The organism is Pseudacidobacterium ailaaui, assembly GCF_000688455.1.
Taxonomy (GTDB): domain Bacteria; phylum Acidobacteriota; class Terriglobia; order Terriglobales; family Acidobacteriaceae; genus Pseudacidobacterium; species Pseudacidobacterium ailaaui.
Genome location: NZ_JIAL01000001.1, coordinates 1,996,512 through 2,019,676, shown reverse-complemented (window position 1 = coordinate 2,019,676; position 23,165 = coordinate 1,996,512). Strand labels below are relative to the sequence as shown.

At 56.8% G+C, this 23,165-nt stretch carries 18 protein-coding genes and 2 pseudogenes; 3 read left to right on the top strand and 17 right to left on the bottom strand.

From position 1 onward, the window contains the following. Positions 1-20 precede the first annotated feature (20 nt). Complete coding sequence (locus tag N655_RS18180) at positions 21-1,625, top strand: alpha,alpha-trehalase (RefSeq protein WP_238324612.1); 1,605 nt, start codon at positions 21-23, stop codon at positions 1,623-1,625. After that, a complete protein-coding gene (locus tag N655_RS0108900) occupies positions 1,622-2,557 on the top strand; it encodes a carbohydrate kinase family protein (RefSeq protein WP_026442694.1) in 936 nt (311 codons plus the stop codon). Before N655_RS18180 ends, N655_RS0108900 begins: the two co-directional genes overlap by 4 nt. A gap of 54 nt (positions 2,558-2,611) precedes the next feature. On the opposite strand, the gene N655_RS0108895 is transcribed toward N655_RS0108900, so the two are convergent. The 5 genes and pseudogenes from N655_RS0108895 to N655_RS0108880 all read right to left on the bottom strand — a co-directional run bounded on the left by N655_RS0108895 (position 2,612) and on the right by N655_RS0108880 (position 6,384). Next, on the bottom strand, positions 2,612-3,214 hold the full coding sequence (locus tag N655_RS0108895; RefSeq protein WP_026442693.1) for an HNH endonuclease: 603 nt from the start codon (positions 3,212-3,214) through the stop codon (positions 2,612-2,614). Positions 3,215-3,261: 47 nt separating this feature from the next. Beyond that, a complete protein-coding gene (locus N655_RS18175; RefSeq protein ID WP_049961350.1) occupies positions 3,262-3,879 on the bottom strand; it encodes a ComF family protein in 618 nt (205 codons plus the stop codon). 15 nt (positions 3,880-3,894) lie between these two features. After that, positions 3,895-4,086: pseudogene (locus N655_RS21185) on the bottom strand (double zinc ribbon domain-containing protein); the annotation flags it as partial. Positions 4,087-4,237: 151 nt separating this feature from the next. Further along, positions 4,238-5,809 (bottom strand): PDDEXK family nuclease, encoded by a 1,572-nt coding sequence (locus N655_RS0108885; RefSeq protein WP_026442692.1) that lies wholly within the window; start codon positions 5,807-5,809, stop codon positions 4,238-4,240. Between the two features lie 47 nt (positions 5,810-5,856). Further along, the gene (locus N655_RS0108880; protein ID WP_026442691.1) at positions 5,857-6,384 is read right to left on the bottom strand and encodes a YfiT family bacillithiol transferase; all 528 of its coding nucleotides are present in this window, start codon (positions 6,382-6,384) and stop codon (positions 5,857-5,859) included. 301 nt (positions 6,385-6,685) lie between these two features. On the opposite strand from N655_RS0108880, the gene N655_RS18170 reads away from it, so the two are divergent. Continuing rightward, positions 6,686-7,942, top strand: a complete 1,257-nt coding sequence (locus N655_RS18170; RefSeq protein WP_044934320.1) for an excinuclease ABC subunit UvrC — start codon at positions 6,686-6,688, stop codon at positions 7,940-7,942. Between the two features lie 38 nt (positions 7,943-7,980). Here the strand turns inward: N655_RS18170 and N655_RS20900 are convergent. The 12 genes and pseudogenes from N655_RS20900 to N655_RS18155 all read right to left on the bottom strand — a co-directional run. After that, positions 7,981-8,922 (bottom strand): annotated as a pseudogene (locus tag N655_RS20900) (ERAP1-like C-terminal domain-containing protein); the annotation flags it as partial. Next, positions 8,898-10,580: a M1 family metallopeptidase gene (locus N655_RS20895; protein ID WP_238324611.1), complete on the bottom strand. Its 1,683-nt coding sequence runs from the start codon at positions 10,578-10,580 to the stop codon at positions 8,898-8,900. The pseudogene N655_RS20900 and the gene N655_RS20895, both read right to left, overlap by 25 nt. A 93-nt stretch (positions 10,581-10,673) precedes the next feature. Then, a complete protein-coding gene (locus N655_RS0108865) occupies positions 10,674-12,272 on the bottom strand; it encodes a copper resistance D family protein (protein WP_049961349.1) in 1,599 nt (532 codons plus the stop codon). A 4-nt stretch (positions 12,273-12,276) separates the two neighbouring features. Then, positions 12,277-12,651 (bottom strand): copper resistance CopC family protein, encoded by a 375-nt coding sequence (locus tag N655_RS0108860; protein ID WP_044934318.1) that lies wholly within the window; start codon positions 12,649-12,651, stop codon positions 12,277-12,279. Positions 12,652-12,693: 42 nt separating this feature from the next. Next, positions 12,694-13,725: a glucokinase gene (gene glk, locus N655_RS0108855; protein ID WP_026442688.1), complete on the bottom strand. Its 1,032-nt coding sequence runs from the start codon at positions 13,723-13,725 to the stop codon at positions 12,694-12,696. Then, positions 13,722-14,519 carry a 6-phosphogluconolactonase gene (gene pgl, locus N655_RS0108850; protein ID WP_026442687.1) on the bottom strand — a complete coding sequence of 266 codons (798 nt, stop codon included), beginning with the start codon at positions 14,517-14,519 and terminating at the stop codon, positions 13,722-13,724. The genes glk and pgl overlap by 4 nt, the downstream gene beginning before the upstream one ends. Positions 14,520-14,546: 27 nt before the next feature. Continuing rightward, entirely contained in the window at positions 14,547-16,091 is a 1,545-nt protein-coding gene (gene zwf / locus N655_RS0108845; protein WP_026442686.1) for a glucose-6-phosphate dehydrogenase, read from the bottom strand. Positions 16,092-16,100: 9 nt separating this feature from the next. Then, complete coding sequence (gene gnd, locus N655_RS0108840) at positions 16,101-17,009, bottom strand: phosphogluconate dehydrogenase (NAD(+)-dependent, decarboxylating) (RefSeq protein WP_026442685.1); 909 nt, start codon at positions 17,007-17,009, stop codon at positions 16,101-16,103. Positions 17,010-17,124: 115 nt separating this feature from the next. Next, positions 17,125-17,745, bottom strand: a complete 621-nt coding sequence (locus N655_RS0108835; protein WP_026442684.1) for an HAD family hydrolase — start codon at positions 17,743-17,745, stop codon at positions 17,125-17,127. A 145-nt stretch (positions 17,746-17,890) separates the two neighbouring features. Further along, the gene (rpiB, locus tag N655_RS0108830; protein WP_026442683.1) at positions 17,891-18,379 is read right to left on the bottom strand and encodes a ribose 5-phosphate isomerase B; all 489 of its coding nucleotides are present in this window, start codon (positions 18,377-18,379) and stop codon (positions 17,891-17,893) included. Between the two features lie 4 nt (positions 18,380-18,383). Beyond that, complete coding sequence (gene tkt / locus N655_RS18160) at positions 18,384-20,402, bottom strand: transketolase (RefSeq protein WP_044934315.1); 2,019 nt, start codon at positions 20,400-20,402, stop codon at positions 18,384-18,386. 158 nt (positions 20,403-20,560) lie between these two features. Continuing rightward, a complete protein-coding gene (locus N655_RS18155; protein ID WP_044934313.1) occupies positions 20,561-23,020 on the bottom strand; it encodes a glycoside hydrolase family 15 protein in 2,460 nt (819 codons plus the stop codon). Between the last annotated feature and the right edge of the window lie 145 nt (positions 23,021-23,165).

Below are 23,165 nucleotides of genomic sequence, written 5' to 3'. Positions count from 1 at the left end.
TGTTTGTGGTGCTGTTCTGCTTGTCGCCCCTGTCAGCACAGTTAACGGAAGAGAAACCTGAGCAGCAGGCCGCCCAGATCCAGGATTATATTGCGCACACGTGGGACACACTGACCCGCTCGATGCTGGATTGCCACTCTCTGGTTGATCCAAAAGTAAAGGCGGCACCGGTATTGTACCTGCCTCAGGATGTGCCGATGCCTGCCCAGGTAGCAGCGCTTCACACACAATGCAACGTCGATGTGGAACGTCTGCCAAAGCGAATTACCCATATCGGAGAAATTGATCCGCGTTCGATCCGGACGCCAGGACTTCTGTATCTGCCGAACCCCTATGTCGTCCCCGGCGGACGATTCAATGAGATGTATGGGTGGGACAGCTACTTCATTCTGCTGGGACTGCTGCACGACCATCGTGTGGACCTGGCCCGAGGCATGGTAGAAAACTTTTTTTACGAGATCGAGCATTACGGAAGCATTCTGAATGCAAACCGCACATACTATCTCACGCGCTCCCAGCCACCGTTTCTCTCCTCCATGGTTCGCGATGTCTACGAGGCGGACAGGGCCGGAAAACAACGGGATACATGGCTGGCACGAGCATACTCCTATGCTGTGCGCGACCACGACCTGTGGCTTGAAGACTTCCATCGCGCAGGAGATACTGGCCTGGCCCGCTATGATGATCTCGGCGAAGGCCCGGTGCCCGAACAGGAAGATGACTCCACCTATTATCCCGACGTGATTCGCTGGCTCCTGGCGCATCCCGAGATACATACCGACTTTCTGGTGGAAGCACCGGACCACCCGGATGCTGCTGAGAAGGCGAAACTTGCGGCCATCAGCTGCGATGTGCAAGCGTCAGTGGTTTGCGCGCGGGCCCACGTCGAGGGGCACTGGCTCTCCAAAGACTTTTACAAAGGGGACCGCGCCATGCGCGAATCTGGATATGATCCGAGCTTTCGCTTTGGTCCGTTCAGCGGCGCCACACATCACTATGCGCCTGTCTGCCTCAACAGCCTGCTTTATAAATACGAGCGCGACCTGGCCTGGATGGCGCAAAAGCTGGGCAACCCCGTCGAAGCCAAGCGATGGAATGCACAGGCCGAGAGGCGTAGGACGGCCATGAACAAATACCTTTGGAACGCGAAAGAGGGCATGTATTTTGATTACGATTTCGAAACCCATCAGCAATCGACTTACCGCTATCTGACGACCTTTTATCCGCTATGGGCAGGAGTGGCAGACGCCACCCAGCAACAGGGGGTAGAGAAGGCGCTGCACTGGTTTGAGCAGTCCGGAGGCCTGGCCATGAGCACGTATGATTCCGGCACGCAGTGGGACCTGCCCTATGGCTGGGCGCCTCCTACATGGATTGCGATTGCCGGACTGGAGAAGGTGGGAGACATCTCCGATGCCCGACGCATCTCAGAAAAATTCAGCCGCACGATTCTGGAAAATTTTGCCCGCGATCACACGCTGCGCGAAAAATATGACGTTGTGCATGGCTCCTCGGAAATGAGCATTGCTACAGGCTATAAAGGCAATCAGGTCGGTTTTGGCTGGACCAACGCGGTATATCTGAAAATGCAGCAGTTGCTTGCCTCTACGGGAGAAAAGCAGTGAGTCAGCAGTATTGCATTGCAGGCCTAGGCGAGCTGCTATGGGACCTGCTGCCGACTGGGAGGCAGCTTGGCGGAGCGCCAGCAAATTTCGCCGTGATGGCAGCACGACTTGGCAATCACGGCATTATCGCCAGCAGTATTGGCCCAGATGAAGCAGGACAGGAGGCCTTGTCGCGTCTGGCAGCATTGTCCGCTGATACCAGCTACCTGCAGACCGATGCCGACCATCCGACCGGAACTGTCTCTGTAGCTTTGCGCGAGGGACAGCCGGAGTACGTAATTCACCAACCCGTCGCATGGGACTACCTGCAATGGACTCCGGAGTGGAGTGCATTGGCCCGGCGTGTTCATGCAGTGTGTTTTGGTACGCTGGCCCAGCGCAGTCCTGTCTCACGGGAAACCATTCACGCCTTTCTTGATGCCACGATGCCGACGTGCGTGCGCATTTTTGACGTCAATCTGCGGAGACCTTTTTTTGATGGAGCCGTCATCGCCCGCTCGCTCGAAAAGGCGACCTGTGTAAAGCTGAATGATGCAGAAATGCCGCAGGTGCTGTCTCTGCTGGGGCTTGCCGCTGAGAGCGGTACAGACGAATCTTCCCTGCACCGGGGAGCGCTGCTGCTACTCAACCATTTCCCGCTCCAGCTTGTCTGCATTACGATGGGCGCGGAAGGAAGCCTGCTGGTGACCCGCGACGGACATGACCGTCATTTCGGCCTTCCCGCAAATGTAAGGGACACCGTTGGTGCAGGGGATGCATTCACGGCAGCCCTGGTACATTACTTCCTTCAGGGTGCTCCTTTGCAGGTTCTGAACGAAGCGGGGAACCGCTGGGGAGCATGGGTCGCCTCGCAACCCGGGGCCATGCCAGATCTACCCGCGGATGTTTCCGAGCAGATAAAAAACGAGATCCGTAAAGCCTCCGGGAAATGACGGACGCTGCGGATGACGGTCCTTTCACAGGCGAATCTCAATATCGCCGCTGGTCTAGTAGTAGAGATACTTTCTCCACTTCAGATCGCTGTGCCCGATCATCCGCATAATATGTCTGCTTGTGTGCAAGGTAAATGGGCGCGGCTCGCGCAGCAGCTTCATATCGTCTAGCTCATGCAGCAGCAGATTTCCCTTTTTGCGGTTACAGGCATGGCAGCATGCAACCAGGTTTTCCCAGGTAGATGTTCCGCCGCGCGAACGCGGAATGACATGGTCCAGCGTAAGCTCAGAGGCAGGCAGCACAATGCCGCAATACTGGCAGGTGTTCCGGTCACGCAGAAGAATATTTTTTCGCGACAGCGCTCTGGTCTGGTGCGGAATGCGACGGTATTCGAGCAGACGGATGACCGAAGGCAGAGGCATACGCACACGCGCTGCATGAAGCGTGGCACCCTGCTCTTCTTCCGTTTTGGCAACGCCCTTGAGGACCAGTACCAGCGCCCGGCGCGCGCCGCAAATGTTAATGGGCTCATAGGATGCGTTCAGCACCAGTACCGGTGACTGCATCACCTTGCTGGCATGGACCCGCACCTCCTCACGTGGAACAGTGACGTGCTTCTGTTTACGCGCGTGAATCATGGCCTTTCCCAAAGACATTTCTCTCCTCCGTCAATCCAGAGATGAAATGAGGACAGCCCGATGTGCTAGGCACTGCGGGCCGCAGGAACAAAACCTGAACTCCAGAACGCCACATCTTGCTGCATGGGGACTTCCACCATCTCTTGCCGCTGTGCGCGGGCCACTGTGGCCACCCAGACACTTCGTGCCCCAGCACGGCGTAAAGTCTGAGCACAGGCCCGTGCCGTGGCCCCGGTGGTGTAAATGTCGTCCAGCAGAAGAACGTCTTTCTCCTTTACTTTTTCCGGTTGCGCAACAAAAAAAGCGCCGCGCACGTTGGCACGACGCTGGTGCGGGGTCAGCCCCGCCTGGCTTTCTGTGGCTCGCCGCCTTTCCAGCAAGCCGGCAGCTATGGTCCAGTGCACGTCAGAACGTTGTTGCTTTAAAACCCTTACAGCGGAATGGGCCAGCAGCTCGGCCTGATTAAAACGCCGTTGTCTGCGCTTGGCTGCGAAAAGCGGCACGGGCACGACCGTCATCTGCTGGGGCAGATTTTCCAAAAGCATTACCTGCAAGGCAATCAAAGCGCCCAGCCTCTCGGCCACCGGACGCATCCCCTCATACTTCAAGAGATGGATCAATTCCCGCAACCGCCCTTGATACAGACCATGCGCCACTGCCTTTACAAAGGCGGGCTGCTCCATTCGGCACAGCCGGCACAAAAGGTCCCTGGCAGAGGAGTCAAATCCCTGGGCACCAAGGGCCTCACCACAGACAGCACAAAGGTTTCCATATTGTTGCGGGAGCTGGTTCCAACAGGAATGACAAACAGGCAGGCGGGAAAATTGCGTAAGAGGATCACCACAGAGGCGGCAGGAGGCGGGAAACAAGGCGCAGCACAGGTCGTCCATCGGACTTCGCAGGACGCGTACAATTGCTCTCCACGCCGAAGTCCCGGATAGCCGATGTGCTACACGCCGACTGCTGAAGACGCACCTCTCACAACGGTTTGCCGCTGTTGGCAAGAGTATACATCGAAATTCTGTCCAATTTCATCCGTTTTCAGCAATCCGGAAATGGCTGCGGATGGCTCTTCCTCCTAAAAATGACCTTCAGTCGCTGCCGCCAGTGTTCATCCAGGGCCGCCAAAGTCCACTCGACTTCGGGTTTCAGAGAACGCAAAACCGTTTCATTTGCGGGGTGAATCCGCAAGGCCGGGGCGACAAGGATCAGCAGTGGCGGCCGGTCCGCAATCTCAAGCTGCGGGAAATACCCATGCCTGCGCAGCTCTCCATCGGCATGGACACTCCGCACTCGTATCCAGTAATCGAGAGCCTGCAAGGGCAGGTGCAGATCTTCATCGGCCTTGACCTCAAGCACGGCCAGGCGGCCAGACCGGGTGATCCCCAACAGATCAATCATGCCCCGGTCACCGGCGGAAAACGCAGGTACCTGCGAATAGACAACCTCTTCCCGTAAAGAAGGTTCCACTTCACCGATGCTCTTTCTCAATTCAGACTCCAGCCAACGTTCCGGCTGCAGGCGATAAAGTGGATGCAGTACGCTGCCATTTGCACTGCGTCCCTCACAGAGGCGCTGCATAAGCTCACCAAACAGGACCTCTGATTCCGGAGTCAGAGGTGTCTCATTTCTTCCCGCTCCGAAGGAAATGGCATCCTGATGATGAAAGGAACCAGCCGCCAGAGTGCGGCGGGCCCGGGCAAATTCCAGGCCATGAAGCCGAAAGCTAATCTCAGAAGTGCTGATGGCGCATACTTCCGTTCGCTGGCGCATCGAGGATGGCAGCAGAGCTAGCACAGAATCAATGGCGCCCTGCATCCGCTCTTTCACGCGCGCCGGATCGAAGGCCTGCACCAGCCTTGTTTCAAGATTGCCTTCCTCCAGAGGGACGCTCTGAAGCTCCTCTGAATGCTCTTGCAGCGTGTATAACTCCCAGGTTGCCAGTGCTGGATTCATCCAGGCCATGCGCGCGCGTGTGGCCTGTTCCGCGCCCGGAGGAACAATGACCTTCAATCCCTGAAAGATGCGACGGCTTCCGCTATGCCTGCGGCAGTAGTCAAGCCATAAAATACCCACCGTGAGGATGCCGTCGATGGTAGACTCCGGCTCCTCACCGTTCACCGCTATGATGGCCCACGCCTTCTGCCCCAGAAGAAGGGTTGCACGGGCATAGGCTGGGCCAAAGCTGTGCTCCAGGTCCATCGCAGTGCGCATCTCACCGATCTTGGCGTCAGGAAAGGACCGGACCAGCACCCGCTCCAACAGGCGCACATAGCGTTTGCGCGTGGTCTCGCGAACCGTTGGCGTGCGCCGATCGGAGGTGGAAACCAGTTCCAGCATCTGGGACCGGGTCTGGCCGAAACGCCGGGTCTCCAGACGCAGCATCTCCTTACGTGTGCTGATTCCTGTCACCGTGCGGACGATGTTGCGTTCTTCTGACCAGAACTGGATGACACAGCGCCCGTGGACTGCAGAAACCGAGTAGCGCGCTGTTTGCATGTCAAACAGGACGCGACCCTCTTCCAGGACTGAGGATGATGGATGTGCGGCCAGAAAGGCTTCCATTGCGCAGGCGAGCTCCGCCGGTGAAATCTGGTTTGTGGCAGTCGGCATGAGCAACACTATGCTTCCCCACCCTGGCCCGGGCAAGCACTTTTCTATTACCAGCCGTTACGTTTGCGTAATTCAGTAATGTGCGCGACGTGGTGGCGCGAGTGCCAGTCGTACATTTGAACCACCTCAGCAATCCTTTGGCGGCCATTCTCGGGATGGACATACCCGCGCTCCCATTGCGGGTCCGTCAAAGATTCCAGCAATGTTGTCCAGCGCCTGTGCAGCGCGTCCAGAAGGTCCAGAGAGACCTCGACCGGAAGCGACCTGGCATCAGGCAGGTTCGCCCAAAGCTTTTGGTCATAGACTTTTATGGCGGGCCAATCCTCTGTGAGGGCCAACCGGATACGCACATAGGCGTTCACGTGACTGTCCGCCACATGATGGACGAGCTGCCGAACGGTCCAGCCCCCTTCGCGATATGGCGTATCCAGTTGCGCATCAGTCAGACCACTCACGGCAGAGCGCAGGTTCTCCGGCAATGCTGCCAGCACCGCAATGGAAGCACGACGTTGCTCCGGTGTCTGCTGCACGGGGCCGGAAAATCCCCCTATGGGGTAGCGGATGTCTTCACTCATAGCCGAACAGTACCACAGAAGACGTGCTACGGACTATTGTGCCTGATGATAAGAATGATGCGCCCGATGGCGATGGTGCCGGTGATGGGTTTTCGCAAAGGCCGAGGATGAAACCAACAAAACCAAAGACAAAAGGATCAGCTTCTTCATGCCGCGATGGTAGCAGGAAACAGAAGCCAGGCAGTTTGTGGAAATGATGAAGAGGAACCAAACCCGCCAACCCTCGGGCAGCCTCGCCTCTGGTTGCACGAGGCTTTGTAGACGGCGCCATTGCAACCAGAGAATAATCAAACCAGACCCGATGTTTGCGAACTCCATAGCTTTCAATCCGGCAGAACCGAAGTCCGCCCTGGCACAGGTCCCGTCTCAGGGCGGAGTCTTTGCCCTTTTTGCCGACGATGAACGAGCTGAACCCTACGTAAGCCGCACGCCTAACCTGCGCCGTCGATTGGCGCGCTTTCTTGATGCGCGTCCAACGCAATCAAAACGCCTGCGGCTGACAGAAAAAATTGCGCGTATCGAATACTCGGTCACGGGGTCGGACTTCGAGTCTCTGCTGCTGCTCTATCGCGTTTCCGCACAGGTCTTTGGTGCAACTGTGCGCAAACGCATGCACCTGCGGGCGCCATACTTTCTGCGCATGGCAATGGAAAACGCTTATCCTCGGTTATATGTAACCAATCGAATTACAAAAGCGGGAAGAGACAATCTCTTCGGCCCGTTTCCCTCTCGCGCGGCCGCGGAGAAATTTATGGACGAGACCCTGAACCTCTTCCTGCTACGCCGCTGCCATGAAGACCTGCACCCCGACCCCGCCTTTCCTGGCTGCATTTATTCGGAAATGAAGATGTGCCTTGCTCCCTGCTTTAAGGGCTGTACAGACGAACGGTACGGTGAAGAGGCGGCCAGGATCCATGCCTTTCTCAAGACGCGGGGGGCAAACCTGATTGAGAAACTTTTAGCAGAACGCGATGGCGCATCGGCCGCGCTGGAATTTGAAAGGGCCGCTCAGCTTCATGCAAAGCTGCAAAAAGTCGAGGCCGTTGTATCCCTGGTCTCCCCTGCGGTGCAGCAATTATCAAACATGCGGGCATTGATCCTGCAGCCTTCTGCTGAGCCGGAAAGTGTTGCACTCTTTCTGCTCTCAAATGGAGTGCTCACCGGTCCAGCGCGCTACCCTGTAACAGGAATGCGGCTGCATCATGAGCGCTCAAGATCTACATCGCTCTATCTGGCGCCGGTAGCTGTAGAAGCAGTGCCGCTTGCGGCCCCTGTGCAATTGACTTCACACGATGGATTACAGGAACGCCTGGACCATGCCATTGCACTGCTTGAATCGGAAAACAACAAAACCAAGTTGTCCAGTGAGACCGTTTCCGATCACCTGTGTCTATTGAAGCGTTGGTATTACCGTCCACAAACACAACGCGCAGGCGAGATCTTTTTCGCCCTGGAGGATAGCCAGTTCCCCAAAAAGCAGATTCTGCGTGGAATTTCCCGCGTTTTTACCGCAACCCAAAAAGAAGAGGCCGGAGACGCGCTCCGGCCCGCTTTCTAACATTGGGAAGCAATACGTATTGTGGTCGCTGCTCATCCTTACTTCTGCGCCGCGATCCACTCTTTCAGTTTTGGCCCCTGCTCGCTACGCAATTCAATGCAGTCATTGATCTGGTCTTTTGCGCGCGCCAATGACCTGTCCGACGCGGGGACCTTATGTGTGGAGAAGAAATCCACTACTTGGTCACGCGCCTGGGCACTGCAAAAGCTCCCAGTGGCTCCCACCAGATAGGCCCCCATGGAAGTTGTAAGCTGCGCCTTGACCTTGTCCCAGTTCTGCTGGATGTACTGCCAGGCCTCATCGCGTGTTTGCTGTCCGTGAAGCATAATCAAAAACTCAATCGCTGCGTCCTGGTTCCGTACTTTGTCTGACACGGTGTAATCCAGGGTCCGCCGCTCAAGAGAAGGGTCCTTGAAGATGGCCAGCATACGCAGCGCATGTTCCTGCACCTGCGGATTTGAGGAGGTCTCGTAGATTTTCTGCAACTGGTCGAAGAACGCCTGGTCTCCATGTTCAGCGGCAATCCCAGTTGCCGTCTGTGCCAGGGTCGGCTCAACGGAAGCAGGATCTGTCAGATACCTCTGAGCAATCTGCTTTGCTTCAGAGATAATTTCAGGATCTTCTCCAATCGTGCCAAGCGCCCCAAACAACGCCGCACGCAGCTCTTTCTTTTCCGGCTCGTCTGCGTCGGAAGCAGCACCCAGCTTCTCATAGGCCGGCTTAAACTCCTTCCGCACCCAAGCAGCCAGCGCCTTGTGCTCTTCTTCCGTAGAGGCGATCTGGTCATCAATCGTGCCCACAGCACTCAACGCTGTTTCCACTACGGAAGCGCTGCTGTCGTTTTTCACCGCAGCGGCCAGATTCAGATAGTCACCCACAGCCATTTTGTTGGCGCGCACCTGTGCCCATACATCGCCCAGCAGTGTGATGCGTTCCTCCGGCGTAAGTCCCGTTTCTACGTTGGAAACGATCTTTTCGTATACATCCGAGGGATATGTGCTGCGGTAGTATCCCTTTCCTGCAGCATTGGCGAAGAAAAACTTTGCCTGCGGGCCTTGAGCGTCTGCTGGGCAGAGGAAATCACCTCACAGCTTCCTTCTCCGCTTTCTGTTTTCATGCAGACCGGTACTGTCCAGGACTGGGCCTGATCTGCTTTCACGCTGGGATTCAGGAAGAAGCGCTGCTGCTGCACGGACACCTGACCGCCCTGGGGGGCGCCGAAAGTCAGGATCGGCTCACCGGGCTGGACGACAAAGCTTTCCATGATTTTGTCCACAGGTTTATGGCTTGTCGCGGTCTGCGCGTTCCAGAAATCCTCTGCCGTAGCATTGCCATACATGTGTGCTGCCAGATAATTGTGCACGCCTTTACGAAAGGTCTCTTCGCCGAGATAATTCTCGACCATCAGCAACACCGCTCCGGCCTTTCCGTAAGTAATGCCGTCAAACATCTGGTTGATCTCATCCGGTGTATCAGCCTTGGCCCGAATCGTGCGTGTCGTACGCTGCGCATCCAGGTTCAGCGTGCTGTTCAACTGCTGGGCCACGTCCTGCGGGATGTGCCACTCCGGGTGCCAGGCTGCTACGGGCTTGTTTTCCATCCACGTGGCGAAACCTTCATTCAGCCAAAGGTTGTTCCACCACTGCATGGTGACCATATCGCCAAACCACTGGTGGGCCATTTCGTGCGCAACCACGGCTGCCACATTCTTTTTCGCGCCAACCGATGCATTTTTTTCATCCAGCAGCAGGTCGGTTTCGCGATAGGTGATCGCGCCGAAGTTTTCCATGGCACCCGCTTCAAAATCGGGCAGCGCAATCATGTCCAGCTTGGGCATGGGATACTTGATGCCAAAATAGTTGTCGTAATAGTGCAGCACAAACTCAGCGGCCTTCACCGCATATTTCGTCAGCTCCACTTTGTCCGGAGTGGCGCAACCTCGGATCGGTACGCCATCGCTCTCGCCGGAGGTGCACTGAAAGTCGCCGACAAGAAAGGCCACCAGGTAGGTGGACATCTTGGGCGTGGTCGCAAATTTGAGAGTGTGCTTCTCCTCGCCGGGACCCGGCGTATCGGAAACGATGTTGGTGTTCGAAATTGCCGTATCGCCTTTATCGACAACCAGCGCTACGTCAAACTTGGCCTTGAAGGCCGGCTCATCGAAGGATGGAAAGGCGCGGCGTGCATCCGTAGGCTCAAACTGCGTCACAGCGTAATTGCGTTTTGCTGTTTTGGAAAGATAAAAACCGCGCAGCTCGTTGTTCAGGATGCCGGAGTATTCAATGTCGAGCGTGAGATGGCCCGCGGGCAGCTTCTGGTGAAAATCAAAGGTCGCCTGCTCCTTTGCAGCATCTTGGGAAACTGCGGCCTCCAGCACCTTTCCGTTCAGTGTTGTTTTGACGCTCTGGAACTTGATCTCAGCCGCATTCAGCGTAATTGCATCCACGGGCTGGGAAATCACAACGTCGATCTTTTCCTTTCCCGTAAATGTAGCGTTTTTCAGATCAGGAGTCAGCGTGAGACTGTAGTGTTCCGGACGGACGGTTTGAGGAAGACGCTGCGCATGCGCGGTCTGGATAAAGAGTGTGCCAAAGACAAGACAGGCAGTGGCAAAAAACGGACGAAAACATCGCGGCATAGGATCTCCTTCTAGAGACAAAGCTGTACTTTTGCGGAGTGCGTGAAAGCCCTGTTCTTTACGATATCGCAAACACAACAGAAGATTGTCCGTTCAGGATTCGCGATAGTCAAGCAAGACCAGCCCCACCAATACCAGACAGATAGGCCACACGAAAGAAGCAATGCGGGATTGACGCCGGTCCGGAAGGCGCAATTCCAGCCAGCGCCCCCACCCAGCCGTCGCCCCCAGCAGGGCGATTGGAGTATGACTCATTTCGGCCAGCATCTCTTCCTTGATGTTTCCCAGAGCGTGCTGGTGCGTCAGTAAAAGGGCGCCTCCCGCAGCGCAGAGCAAAGGGAAAATATACGTGGCCCATTGCGATTTCAGCCTGCCCGTCTCCACCGCCCACTCAAAAAAGGCAAAGGCTGCAATCAGCACCGCATAGATGCGGTGCTCCAGCACATCCGGCCCGGTAAAGCTGGCCCAGAACGGACGCGGCCCCAACGGCCAGTTCTCCGGATCGGCGCGCAGCAGAATAAAAACCGACAGTCCCAGAAACAGAAGCGGCCAGTGCCGCGCGCCGGGAAGACGCCATCGCGCCAGGAATGCTAACAATCCCGCCGCGAGCACAATCAATCCGGCCCAGTGATGGTTGTACTCGCTCCATGCGCGATCATTCGCATCGCTCTCGCTGCCGCCAGTAAACGTAGATTCCCGCACTGCGACACTCAGCGGCGTAGGCGGTGCAAGCGCCTTCAGGGGAGGGCTGGTCAGACGCGGCCACTCCCATCGCATGCGCTCCACAATCTCGTGCCTGGTAAGCCGGTCCTGCGTAAGGTCCACCGCCGGAGGCTGCGAGGTCATCGAGGCCGCGGTCAGAATCGCCGTGAATCCCAGGCCAATCTCTGCCTCACTGAAGCGCCGTAACCGCACCAGCAGCGGAGCAGGGCTGCGTTCCATCTGACGCGCCAGAAAGAAATTTCCGGCCCCAAGACCAAGAATGACCAACAGTAGATAAACCTTTGCCATCAGCATGACGCCGTAGCTGGTACCATACAGGCCCTGCAACGAACCAACATACAACCATGCCATGCCGGTACCCCCCAGCAGAAGCAACGCCACACTCACAATTGCCATGGCTGAAAATCGCCGGGTACAACGCGCAGCCACCAGATCGCAGCCTTGCCTTCGCAGCGCGAGAAGCAGATATGGCATCGCGCCAATCCACGCCGCAGTGCCGACATGGTGCAGGGCCGTCAGGACAAGCAGGGGCCCGCGATGCTCCAGCCGCGCTGCCGCGTGACTCATTCCCACAGAGGCCATCAGTACCAAGAATGCGGGCACAGCACCGACAAACAGGGCCTTTTCCGATTGCAACCGCAGCAGAAAGAACAGCGCCACAGCGCTGAGCGTCAGGACCAATCCCAGCAGAAAAAAATCTGCTGACAGAACATCGCGAAAGCTGAAACCAGAGCCCCCAGTCAGAATGGCCGCGCTGGTGGCAAGGGAAAGGATTTCAGCAAAGGCCAGAGCAAAAGCAGACCAGGCCGTTGCCCTCCGCAATCTGCGCAGATGTTCACGGTCCATTCCGGATGGCCGGCCGACAAAAACCAGAAACGCAAATCCGCCGAGAGTCAGCGATTCCAATGCCAGCGTTGCCGCGCGCAACAGAACTGACAGCAGGTCGAAGTCTCGGAGTAGCCAGATCAAAATTCTATTGGACAGTGAACGGGATTTCCCCGCGCGTAATATGACCGTCAGAAGCCAGCGCCTGCCAGCGGATGATGTACTCTCCTGCGCCCAGTTTGATGCTCTGTGCAGAAAGCGCGTCGGGAGCGGACTGCACTTCTAGCACCAGCGTCTTCACCTTGCCATCCGGTCCCACCAGATACAGACGCGAGTGCGCGCCATCAATGCGTGAATTGAATTTGAGATGGATTGCAATCTCGGGTCCTTTGACTGAAGCATGAGCGGACGGCGAGGAAGACACCAGCACTGCATGGGCCAGAGCACGTCCGGGGAGCAACAACAGGGAGGCAAAGACTGCTGCAAAGATCCCGAGTCTCGAAACAAAGTGGCCAGTCTTCATAACTCACTACACATAAAGAGACGCACTGCGCCCCGGATGGATTCAGGAAAACTGAACAGAGGCAGCTCGTACAGACTGTCCGCTGATCTCAGCAGCCCTGGCTTCGGCATAAGCTGCAGCGCCCATCAGCGCAGCGCGGCTTTCCAGAATGATGCGGACCGGAGTATGTACCAGCAGATCGCTGAGACGGCCTTTGTCCGTAAATGCCTTCAGGAAGGCCCCTTCTTTCATTTTCTTCAGAATCTTCGGTGCAATGCCGCCACCGAGATAAACTCCACCGATGGTCAGGGCCTTCAGCGCCAGGTTTCCGGCTTCGGCGCCGTATGCAGCAACAAAAATGTCCAGTGTCCTGGCGCACAGCTCATTTTCGCCGCTTTCGCCGAGCTCGCCAATCACTGCATTCGGGTCTTCCTGTTCCATGCGCTCGCGCAGCCACGCCGGCTCGTCCATCTTCTTTTCGTCGCGCAAAAAGGCATAGATGTTCTGCAATCCAATGCCGGAAACAACCCGCTCATAACTGACGCGGCCTTTGAGCTTGCGCTGCAAATAGCGCAACAGATCAATCTCGATTTCGTTGCGCGGAGCAAAATCGCAGTGCCCGCCTTCTGAAGCCATCGGCACGTGTGTCCGCCCATTCCAAACCAGGATCGCCTCACCCAGTCCGGTACCGGCAGAGACCAGCCCCCGGTTCCCTACTGCGGATGGGTCTCCTTCACTCAAAACATAAATCTGCTCCGGATGCAGCTCCGGAATCCCATAGCCGTTCGCTTCAAGATCATTGATAAGAAACAGATGCTGAATATCGAGGTCTTTTGATAATTCACGGCTGTCCAGCACCCAGGGCAGATTGGTCAGCTTCAGCCTTCCCTGACGCACCGGGCCCGGAACACCGAAACATGCTGCCGTGACTTCAGGATGATTGCTCTCTTCAAGAAACCGGCGCACAATGACTTCGAGTCCTGAATACTCCTGGGCAGGAAATTTTTCGTCTCGAACGTGCGTCAGCTCACCCTTTTCAAAACCAAAAAGTGCCAGGTGGACTTTTGTCCCGCCCACGTCTCCGGCCAGAATCATCGTTCTATCTCCAGTGTTCCTCGCCCATCTGGGCCGGGCGCGGGCAACAGCGCTGCCGCATCCTTGTCGAGAAGCAGAAGCAGCTTGCCGCTCTTCGGACGAACCAGCTGCGACGGCAATGTTTCCGGATCATAAGGCCCCTGCAGCACACGGTGCAGCGGCTCCGCCTTGTCCTTGCCACCGATCAGGAAGAAGACTTCGCTTGCTTCAATCAGCACGGGCCAGGTCAGCGTAATGCGCCAGGTGTCTTTTTGCGGAACGTGGTTCGCCACCACAATCCGCCCCAATTCATGGATCGCCTGCGTGTGAGGAAAGAGCGATGCGGTGTGGCCATCATCGCCCATGCCAAGCTGGACAAGGTCAAACCGTGGCACTTCTGCACCTTCCAGCCGGAAGTTGTTACGGATCAGCGACTCATATCGCGCCGCGGCTTCTTCCGGATCGAGTTCCCCTTCCATGCGAAAGACCTGCTCTGGTTTCAGGGGGACCTTTTCAAGCAGCGCCTCGCGCGTCATGCGGTAATTGCTGTCTTGATCGGTAGGCGGGACCGTACGCTCATCTACCCAGTAAAGCTCCAGCCTGTCCCACGGCATGGCCTGCAGAAATCTTTCCTCAGGATTTGCCAGCAGTTCAAACGTGCGCTTCGGCGTGCTGCCGCCGGAGATGGCGATGCGGGCCTTCCCTTGCGCGGCAACGGCCTCCTGGACCGTTTTCAAAAAATGTTCCGCCGCAGCACGGGCCAGAAGGTCTGGTCCATCAGAAACACGATATTCAACTAGGATTTTTCTCGGCATTTTTTCGTCACTGTTTGTGCGGGATGCTCAGAGCTGGTGCCATTTCCGACCGTCGCGTCCAATCAGCCCGTCGGCGGCCTTCGGCCCCCAGGTTCCACTGGTGTAATTCGGGAAGTCCCTCGGCTTCGATTTCGCCCACGCCTCCAGCACCGGAGTGAAGAGCGCCCAGGTCGCCTCCACGCCATCACGATGAGCGAAGAGTGTCTGGTCTCCCAGCATGGCATCGAGCAGCAGCCGCTCATAGCCGTTTGCAGAATTGACCCCGAAGGCCGACGCGTATTGAAAATCCATCACTACGGGGCAAACATTCGTGTCCGGCCCTGGGACCTTTGCGCCAAACCGCAAGGAGATACCTTCATCCGGCTGAATCCGGATGGTCAGAATATTGGGTTGGATTTCATTGCACGGGCCGCCACCCAAGCGGTCAAACAACAGCAGCGGGGGCTGCTTGAACTGGATCATGATCTCCGTCACCCGCTTGGCCAATCGCTTGCCCGCGCGCAGGTAAAACGGCACCCCGGCCCATCGCCAGTTTTCAATCTCCAGCTTAAGTGCGGCAAATGTTTCCGTGGTGGAGTTCGGGTCTACGCGGTCTTCCTCGCGGTAACCCTGCACCTGTTGGCCATCCACCATGCCCAGAGCGTACTGGCCGCGCACGGTGTTTTCTATCGGGATCTGTTTAATTGCCCGCCATACCTTGACCTTTTCTCCCCGCACCGCATTGGCCTCAAACGAAACCGGCGGCTCCATGGCCACGAATGAGAGCAGCTCCATCATGTGGTTCTGCACGACATCGCGCAGCGCGCCGGCCTTCTCATAAAACGGCCCGCGGCCTTCGATGCCAATACTCTCGGCCGCCGTAATCTGTACATGGTCAATGTAATTGCGGTTCCAGATGGGCTCGAAAATGCCATTGGCAAAGCGAAAGACCAGGATGTTCTGCACCGTCTCTTTGCCCAGATAGTGATCGATGCGGAAGATCTGGTCTTCGTCAAAGACGCGGTTGACATCATCATTCAGTTCTTTAGCCGATTTCAGGTCGTGGCCGAAGGGCTTTTCAATAATGACGCGCGCATACCCTTTTTCCGGATGCGCCATCCCGTGTTCGCCCAGACGATTAATGATGTCAGCAAAGTATTCAGGCGCAACGGCAAGATAGAAGAGCCGGTTGCCTTGCGTCCCGCGCTCTTTGTCAATGGTTTCAAGCAGCGACTTTAATTCGATATAACCCTTGTCATCGTCAAAATTCATGGCATGGTATTCCACCTTGCCGATGAAACTGTCGAGGGTGCTATCGTCCGGCTTGCCGCCACCGTATTTCAGGATGCCGTCTTTCATATCAGCAGCAAAGCTGGATTTAAGGTCGCGGCGGGCCACGCCCACAATCGAAAACTCAGCCGGAAGGAGTCCCTGCTGCTCCAGATGAAAGAGAGCGGGCAGAAGCTTACGCTTGGTCAGGTCCCCGGAGGCCCCAAAGATGACCACTACTGCCGGGTCCGGAATCCGCTCGCTGCGCCTTGCTGCCGCCTGCACATCTTCAGGTGCGACCCTGACTTCAGTTGCCGTCGCCATGACTTGCTCCTATTTCTCGGTCTTGACCGCGTGTCCACCAAAGGCATTGCGCATGATTGCCAGCATACGGTCGGTGAAATTGTTCTCTTCGCGCGAACGGATGCGCCGGATGAGTGATTCGGTGATCACAGGGGCTGAAACATTCAGATCAATGGCCTCAAAGACCGTCCAGCGTCCCTCACCCGAATCGGCCACATACGCTTCCAGACCATCGAGGGTCGGATTTTTGGCCAGCGCTTCGGCCGTCAAATCAAGCAGCCATGAACGCACGACGCTGCCATAGCGCCATATTTCTGCGATTTGCGGCAGATCAAGGTTCAGCTCCTTCTTGTGGCCCATGATGGAAAAACCTTCTGCATAGGCCTGCATCATTCCGTATTCAATGCCGTTGTGGACCATCTTGACAAAGTGGCCGGCGCCGGCGGGACCAACATGACCCCAGCCCTTGTCTTTTGCCGGAGCCAGGGCTTCAAAGATCGGACGCAGCCGCTCGACTGGCTCCTTGTCACCGCCAATCATCATGCTGTAGCCCTCTTTCAGGCCCCACACGCCTCCGGACGTGCCGACATCCACGAAGTTGAAGCCTTTGGCCTTCAGCGCAGCGTAACGACGCTGGGAATCCTTGTAATTGGAATTGCCGCCATCAATGAACGTGTCGCCCTTCTGCATCAGCGGCTCAAGCTTGGCAATGGTCTGGTCTACCGGGTCGCCTGAGGGCACCATGATCCAGATGGCGCGCGGCGCAGAGAGGTTCTTCACCAGGTCTTCCAGAGACGAAACCCCCAGGGAGCCAGCATCTGTCAGCTTCTTCACTGCATCGGCGTTAAAGTCAAACCCAACTACCTTATGGCCAGCCAGACGCAGACGCTCTGCCATATTGCCACCCATTTTTCCCAGACCAATGATGCCCAGCTCCATAAAATCCTCCCAATCTTCAGAATCAGCGAAACGTTTGTCATCCAGAACGGAGCACAGCGGAGTGAGAAAAACCTTCACTTCCCCGTTCTACGCGAAAACCTCAAGCGTCCTTTCCCTACGCCCACTGCAACAGGCCCAGGTCCATCAGTTCCAACTTCAATTTCTCTGCGCCTTCATACACAATCCCGTGCATCCCGATATCTTTTGCTGCCTGCACATTTGCAGGCCGATCATCGACAAAAGCCATCTCTTCCGGTTTTCGCTGCAATACGTCACAGGCCAGCCGGAAGATCCGCGCATCCGGCTTGCGAAGACCTACGTAGCACGAGCTGAGAAACAGATCAAAGTAATCTGTTAAATGAAACTTCTGGATCCGGAAATCATTCAGCTCGCGCGCCTCATTGTTCAGCATTCCCAGCGTTACAGTGTCTGATGCTGCCAGGTCCGCGAGGATTCCGAGTGCGCTGTCGTCAAGCCGCTTCGACTGCGCCTTCATCGCTTCCACAAAGTCCCCGGGCGTGAACTGACGCGGACCATCAAAGACCGTCCGGCTCAAATACTCCTCAACCGAAATGAGGCCCTTTTCCCATGCATCGTTGGCTTCTGGATGACGCTGCTCAAACGCCTCGCGGTCCACTCCAAAATGAGACAGCACTGCCGCACGCTCGTGATGGTCCCAGCCATTCGTCAGCAGGACCCCGCCCACATCCCACAAAATTGTGCTGATGGTTGCCATCCCCACTCCCGGCGTAGTGATGCGTTGCCTTTCGTTTTGGCCTCGTATTTCTGCCTTCTCACTCTAAGGAGCATAGCGGCCAACAAACCCCAACAACGGAATGCCAGGACTTCATGTTCTGACCGCGCCCAGAAGACAAAAACACTTATTTTGCGGCGTGACTCTCCAGCTTCGCCGCCTCCGGCATGTAGCGCGCCTCTATGGCCTTGACCTTGTTCAAGCGGCGCACAAAACGCTCTTCCTGTTTTTGAAAACGCGCATTCAGGTAAGACGAAACCAGATCAAACGCCAGGGCCGGGCCGATAATTCTCGCCCCCAGCACCAGGACATTCATATCATCGTGCTCTACTCCCTGATGCGCCGAATAGGTATCATGGCACATCGCCGCACGGATGCCCGGCATCTTGTTGGCCGCGACACAGACACCAACACCGCTACCGCAGATCAGGATGCCGCGCTCGGCCCGTCCTGCTGCCAGCGCCTTGCCCACGGCCTCAGCAAAATCGGGATAATCCGATGGCTCTGTATTGTAAGCGCCCAGATCAACAACCTCATGCCCCAGGCGCTCCAGATAGCCGCGGACCTCCTCTTTGAGGGGAAAGCCCGCGTGGTCGGCTGCAATCACCAGTTTCATAGATTTACTTTCCTGCCATGGCGGCTTCCGTTTTACGGACACGATCCAGCAGGGCCTTGCCGCGAGCAGCAATGTTCGTCGCGCTGAACCCAAGTTTTTCCAGGACCACTTTGCCGGGGGCCGAAGCGCCGAACCGTTCCAGGCCAATCACGTCACCATGGCGGCCTACATACTTCCACCAGCCAATCGGGCTGCCCGCCTCCACGGCAAGCTTGGGCAAATGATCGGGGAAGATCGACGACTTGTACTCCTCGCTCTGCTCTTCAAAGAGCTTCCAGCTCGGCATGGACACAACACGCGCGGTAATCCCGTCCTTTTTCAGCGCAGTCGCGGCCTCAAGCGCAGGCCACAACTCTGACCCGGTGGCCACAATCAGCAAATCTGGGGAATCGCCGCCCTTTTCCACGATATAAGCGCCATGCTTGACGCCGTCATAGATGTTGTGTGTCGCGGCATCGAGCACTGGAAGGTCCTGCCGCGAAAGCGCCATAAAGGACGGGCTGTTGCGCTCCAGCGCCAGCCGCCATGCAGCAGCCGTCTCATTTGCATCTGCCGGACGAAAGTCCGTCAAGTGCGGCACAGCGCGCAAGGCCATCAAGTGTTCGATGGGCTGGTGCGTCGGTCCGTCCTCACCGAGCGCAATCGAATCATGCGTAAAGATGAAAAGCGAGTGCACGTGCATGATGGCCGCCATGCGCAGCGCAGGTTTGGCGTAATCAGTAAAGACAAAGAAAGTGGACCCGTAAGGAATGACGCCGCCGTGTGCCGCCATTCCGTTCACAATGGCGCACATTCCGAACTCGCGCACACCATACCAGATGTTCACACCCTTCGCATCCAGATGGAAATTTCCGCCGTCCTTCACGATGGTCTTGGTTGAGGCCGTCAGGTCGGCCGCGCCACCAATCAGCTCCGGCACCTGCTTGGCGATGGCATTCATCACGACGTTGCCGGCGTTGCGTGTGGCCACAGGCTTGTCGGAAGGAAACACGGGAATGGTCTTCTCCCAACCCTCCCGAAGCTTGCCCGCCTGTGTGCGCTCAAACTCGGCCGCCAGCTCCGGATACTGCTTCTTATACTCAGCAAAGAGCGCATTCCATTCTGCTTCGGCCTTCTTGCCGCGATCGACAATCGTCAGCCAGTTCTTCCTGGCCTCTTCCGGCACATAGAAGGTCTTGTCCGCAGGCCAGCCCAGCGCCTCTTTGGTCTTTTTGACATTTTCAGCGCCCATCGCTTCGCCGTGGACCTTGTTTGTTCCGGCCAGGGGGCTTCCGTAACCGATAATGGTGCGCACGGCAATCAACGACGGCTTGTCCTTCACCGCCTTCGCCGCTTCTATGGCCTTGCCCAGCGCTTCCAGATCATTGCCATCCTGCACCATCTGCACGTGCCAGTGATAGGCTTCAAAGCGCTTCAAAACGTCCTCTGTATAGGAAAGATCGGTTGGGCCGTCCAGGGAGATCAGGTTGTCATCATAGAGATAAATCAGCTTGCCCAGCCCCAGAGTCCCGGCCAGAGAGGCCGCCTCATGCGAGATCCCCTCCATCAGGTCCCCATCGGAACAGATTCCATAGGTGTAATGGTCGACGATGTCAAATCCGGGACGGTTGTAAACAGCAGCCAGATGTTTTTCTGCAGCAGCCAGGCCTACACCCATGGCAAAGCCTTGTCCCAGGGGACCGGTGGTCACCTCCACCCCGTCTGTATCTCCCCTCTCCGGGTGCCCCGGGGTGTTTGACCCCCACTGGCGAAACTGCTGCAGGTCCTCCAGACTGACCTTGTATCCGGAAAGATGCAACAGGCCATAAAGCAGCGCGGAAGCGTGTCCGTTGGAAAGCACAAAGCGGTCGCGATTGGACCAGTGCGAATTCGCGGGGTTGTGCCGCATGTACTTGTGAAAGAGCAGGTATGCCATCGGAGCATCGCCCAGAGGGGCGCCAGGGTGCCCGCTTTTCGCCTTTTCTACGGCATCTACAGCTAAAAAACGAAGTGTATTGATAGAAAGTTGATCAATTTCGCTCATGACCTTTGTTCACGCTCCCAAAAATTTCTCTTATGTCAGGATGACGGCCCGATTTGTTGCTACAGGAAATTCGCTTTTCTTTATCCATTGTTACCCATGCCGCGCAAAACAGAAAATCACTGCTTTTTATTCGCCATATTAGCGCTGATGATGGCTGGCTACCGTGTAGCAGAAGGCGTGCCCGCCGGCCAGGCCCCCTCCTCCAGCTGCACATCAAAGTTCCGGCCTTCCCACTGCTGCCTCTCTGTCCAGAACAGGGTAAATGAAATGGTCCCGTTCTGTTTTTGGGCGGTCGGGATGTCTGCATACGATCCGGCATAGCCTACGGTTGAACTAAGGATGGACTGCCGCGTCTTCCACCCATCTGTACTCCACACCACCTGAAATCGCTCCTGCGCCGTGATCCTCAGCGTCTTTCCTGCCGCAATCCTTCGCAGAGGCCGACGCAGCTTGAAGACCTCAATCTGGCTTTTGCGCCTTTCCCGGTAGCGCGCCTCTACTATAGAGATGCGGTCGAAGACCCTTCCGTCGGTGACCGAACGCAATAACTTCAAGTACTCGGCATGGGCCCATACCAGAGGCATGGCTGAACCTGCTGGTCCTCCGCAAATCAGGCCATATCTGTCCGGTTCCTCCCATATCTGTTCGGGCAGCATGCCTCCTTCAGAAGCAAAGCGTTCCATGGTGGCAATCAGGGACTTAAAGTCTCCCCCCGCAGCCAGCTCATAATGCGCCCGCTCACCAACCAGCAGGGGCCAAGGACGCCCTTTGCCAAAGCCCAGGAATGGCCCGCCATCTTCACGCTGGCCATATCCATCATGGTTGTAGCGGTACCAGCATGGCCCCTTCGGCGTCTCTACTTTTAGCACATGATCCACAACCTTTAATGAATCCACGACCAGAGGATCATCGGCCCGGCGGACGCCATAGCGCACAAGCTCAAGAAAGCCGGCATCGATAATTTCGCGCGCCTGGTACTCGTTATTCTCCCCTGGCTTGCCATTGGCGATGCGGACCATCTCGGTACCGCACTCTTCATGCGCATAGGGTTCTCCGCATTCCGGCGGACGAATTCGCATGTAATGCCGCTTCACTTCCGGATGCAGCACACCGTTGTTGGTCACCGTCCAGTCTTCCAGATGGCTTTCAAGCCAGTCCGCGTGCTCTTCAAGGAATTGCGCAAGTTCCACGGAACCGTGCGCGCGTGCGATCTCTGCCGCGCATACCAACGCAGAAATGACAGCGGCGAGGGTTGAAGGCGAATATCCTGCTGCCTCTTCCCATCGCTCCTGCTGGGTCACCGGAGCGTATCGCACCAGAAAACCCGCTGCACGCTCCACAAACGGAACCACGTCAAACTTTCCCAGGCCATCCAGCTTCCACAAGCGCCACGCCAGAATGATCGGGAAGGCCACTTCATCGAGCTGGATACCCGTCCAGTAAGGCGTGCCGTCGATCCAGAAATTTTGCGCAAAGCCGCCATCCGGCTTCTGGGTGCAGGCCAGATAAACCAGTGCGCGCCGGGCCGTTTCTATGCGGCCGCAGGCCAGCAGCGCCGTAGCGCTCTGCACCATGTCCCGCGTCCAGACCAGATGGTATCCTCCCAGGTCATCATCGCCCTTGGCGTATCCCCAGGGAATGGAAGCAGAGGCAATAAATGCTCCGCCATAGGTCTTGTCTTCATGGGCAAGGATGATATTGTGGCTAATCTGCATCAGCCGGCCGCCATCCCCAGCACTGGCGGCCAATTCGCGGGGACTGGCTGCCCGGTGCCACTGTTCAATAAAGCGCCTCAGGTGGTCCTCAAACGGCTTGGCCAAAGCCGCCATCGTGACAGCCAGCGCCGCATGGTGCCCATCACCAAACCCCAGCGCAAGGGTGAAAGCAAGCTCCCCTTCCCTAAGACCATCCGCAGCGCAGTGGACTTCCCCCATCACGGCCACATTCCCATCCAACGCTGAGCCGAATTCCCAGTCCATCCGGAAGTTCTGCTTCAGGTCCTGCCATCCGTCACTCGCGCCCACATAGCCACAACTGGCGCGCGAAAACCCGCAATCGGCAGCCAGGACCAGAGAAGTGTGGTTCTTCCAGGCAATCAGAACGCGGCTCCCCGCAACATCAGCCACGCGGGCACTGTTCCCCATCCCACCGCCTTCAATATGCGGCGAAAGCAATGCATACACCTTGAGTCGCCGTAACAGGCTGGCGTCGCCTTCCATGCGCACGCGCGTCAATACTACGGGGTAGTGGGGGTCGTTGATGATTTCTTTCGTGATGGAGTAACGCCCTTCGATGTCGCGGTTCCGAACACGTACCGCCAGCGAATCCGCGTCTATATATTCAAATTCGTGATGAAGGTCCCGCCGCTCTTCGTGGAAAAAGGTCTCCCCGTCCGTCACCAGCAACTGCATGTCCCGGATTTGCGGACGGTCAATGGTGGGGTAATAGACTTCGTTCAGAATGCCATGGGAAACGGTGTACCAGGCGCGGCTGGATGAGGAATACGCTGTCCCCACCGCGTCCTTTGCACTGGAAGTCCATCGAGGCTCCAGCCCCGGCGCTCCAAATGCGTTTCCTTGTCCTTCGATCCAGCGGTATTGCGGCGCCGTTTCGGCCATCGTGTAGGGTCCTCTCAAAGCAGAATAAAAGGGACTGCATCTGGAAATTTAGACTGGACCGCAGAGGAAAACGATTCTGAAGACCGCTCTCCGGGCAGGTGAGCGTCCATCATCAACTTTACGACTGGCCTTCACCTCCATGGGT

Excerpts from the sequence above, each read along its gene's own strand:
- rpiB (WP_026442683.1), bottom strand. The coding sequence starts at position 18,379 with ATGAAACTGGTGATTGCAGCCGACCACGCGGGCTTTCCCCTCAAAGAG.
- N655_RS20895 (WP_238324611.1), bottom strand. The coding sequence starts at position 10,580 with ATGCCGCGATGTTTTCGTCCGTTTTTTGCCACTGCCTGTCTTGTCTTT.
- tkt (WP_044934315.1), bottom strand. The coding sequence starts at position 20,402 with ATGAGCGAAATTGATCAACTTTCTATCAATACACTTCGTTTTTTAGCT.
- N655_RS18175 (WP_049961350.1), bottom strand. The coding sequence starts at position 3,879 with ATGGAGCAGCCCGCCTTTGTAAAGGCAGTGGCGCATGGTCTGTATCAA.
- N655_RS18155 (WP_044934313.1), bottom strand. The coding sequence starts at position 23,020 with ATGGCCGAAACGGCGCCGCAATACCGCTGGATCGAAGGACAAGGAAAC.
- N655_RS0108860 (WP_044934318.1), bottom strand. The coding sequence starts at position 12,651 with ATGAAGACTGGCCACTTTGTTTCGAGACTCGGGATCTTTGCAGCAGTC.
- N655_RS0108880 (WP_026442691.1), bottom strand. The coding sequence starts at position 6,384 with ATGAGTGAAGACATCCGCTACCCCATAGGGGGATTTTCCGGCCCCGTG.
- zwf (WP_026442686.1), bottom strand. The coding sequence starts at position 16,091 with ATGGCGACGGCAACTGAAGTCAGGGTCGCACCTGAAGATGTGCAGGCG.
- glk (WP_026442688.1), bottom strand. The coding sequence starts at position 13,725 with ATGATTCTGGCCGGAGACGTGGGCGGGACAAAAGTCCACCTGGCACTT.
- N655_RS18170 (WP_044934320.1), top strand. The coding sequence starts at position 6,686 with ATGTTTGCGAACTCCATAGCTTTCAATCCGGCAGAACCGAAGTCCGCC.
- pgl (WP_026442687.1), bottom strand. The coding sequence starts at position 14,519 with ATGCCGAGAAAAATCCTAGTTGAATATCGTGTTTCTGATGGACCAGAC.
- gnd (WP_026442685.1), bottom strand. The coding sequence starts at position 17,009 with ATGGAGCTGGGCATCATTGGTCTGGGAAAAATGGGTGGCAATATGGCA.
- N655_RS0108895 (WP_026442693.1), bottom strand. The coding sequence starts at position 3,214 with ATGTCTTTGGGAAAGGCCATGATTCACGCGCGTAAACAGAAGCACGTC.
- N655_RS0108885 (WP_026442692.1), bottom strand. The coding sequence starts at position 5,809 with ATGCCGACTGCCACAAACCAGATTTCACCGGCGGAGCTCGCCTGCGCA.
- N655_RS0108835 (WP_026442684.1), bottom strand. The coding sequence starts at position 17,745 with ATGGCAACCATCAGCACAATTTTGTGGGATGTGGGCGGGGTCCTGCTG.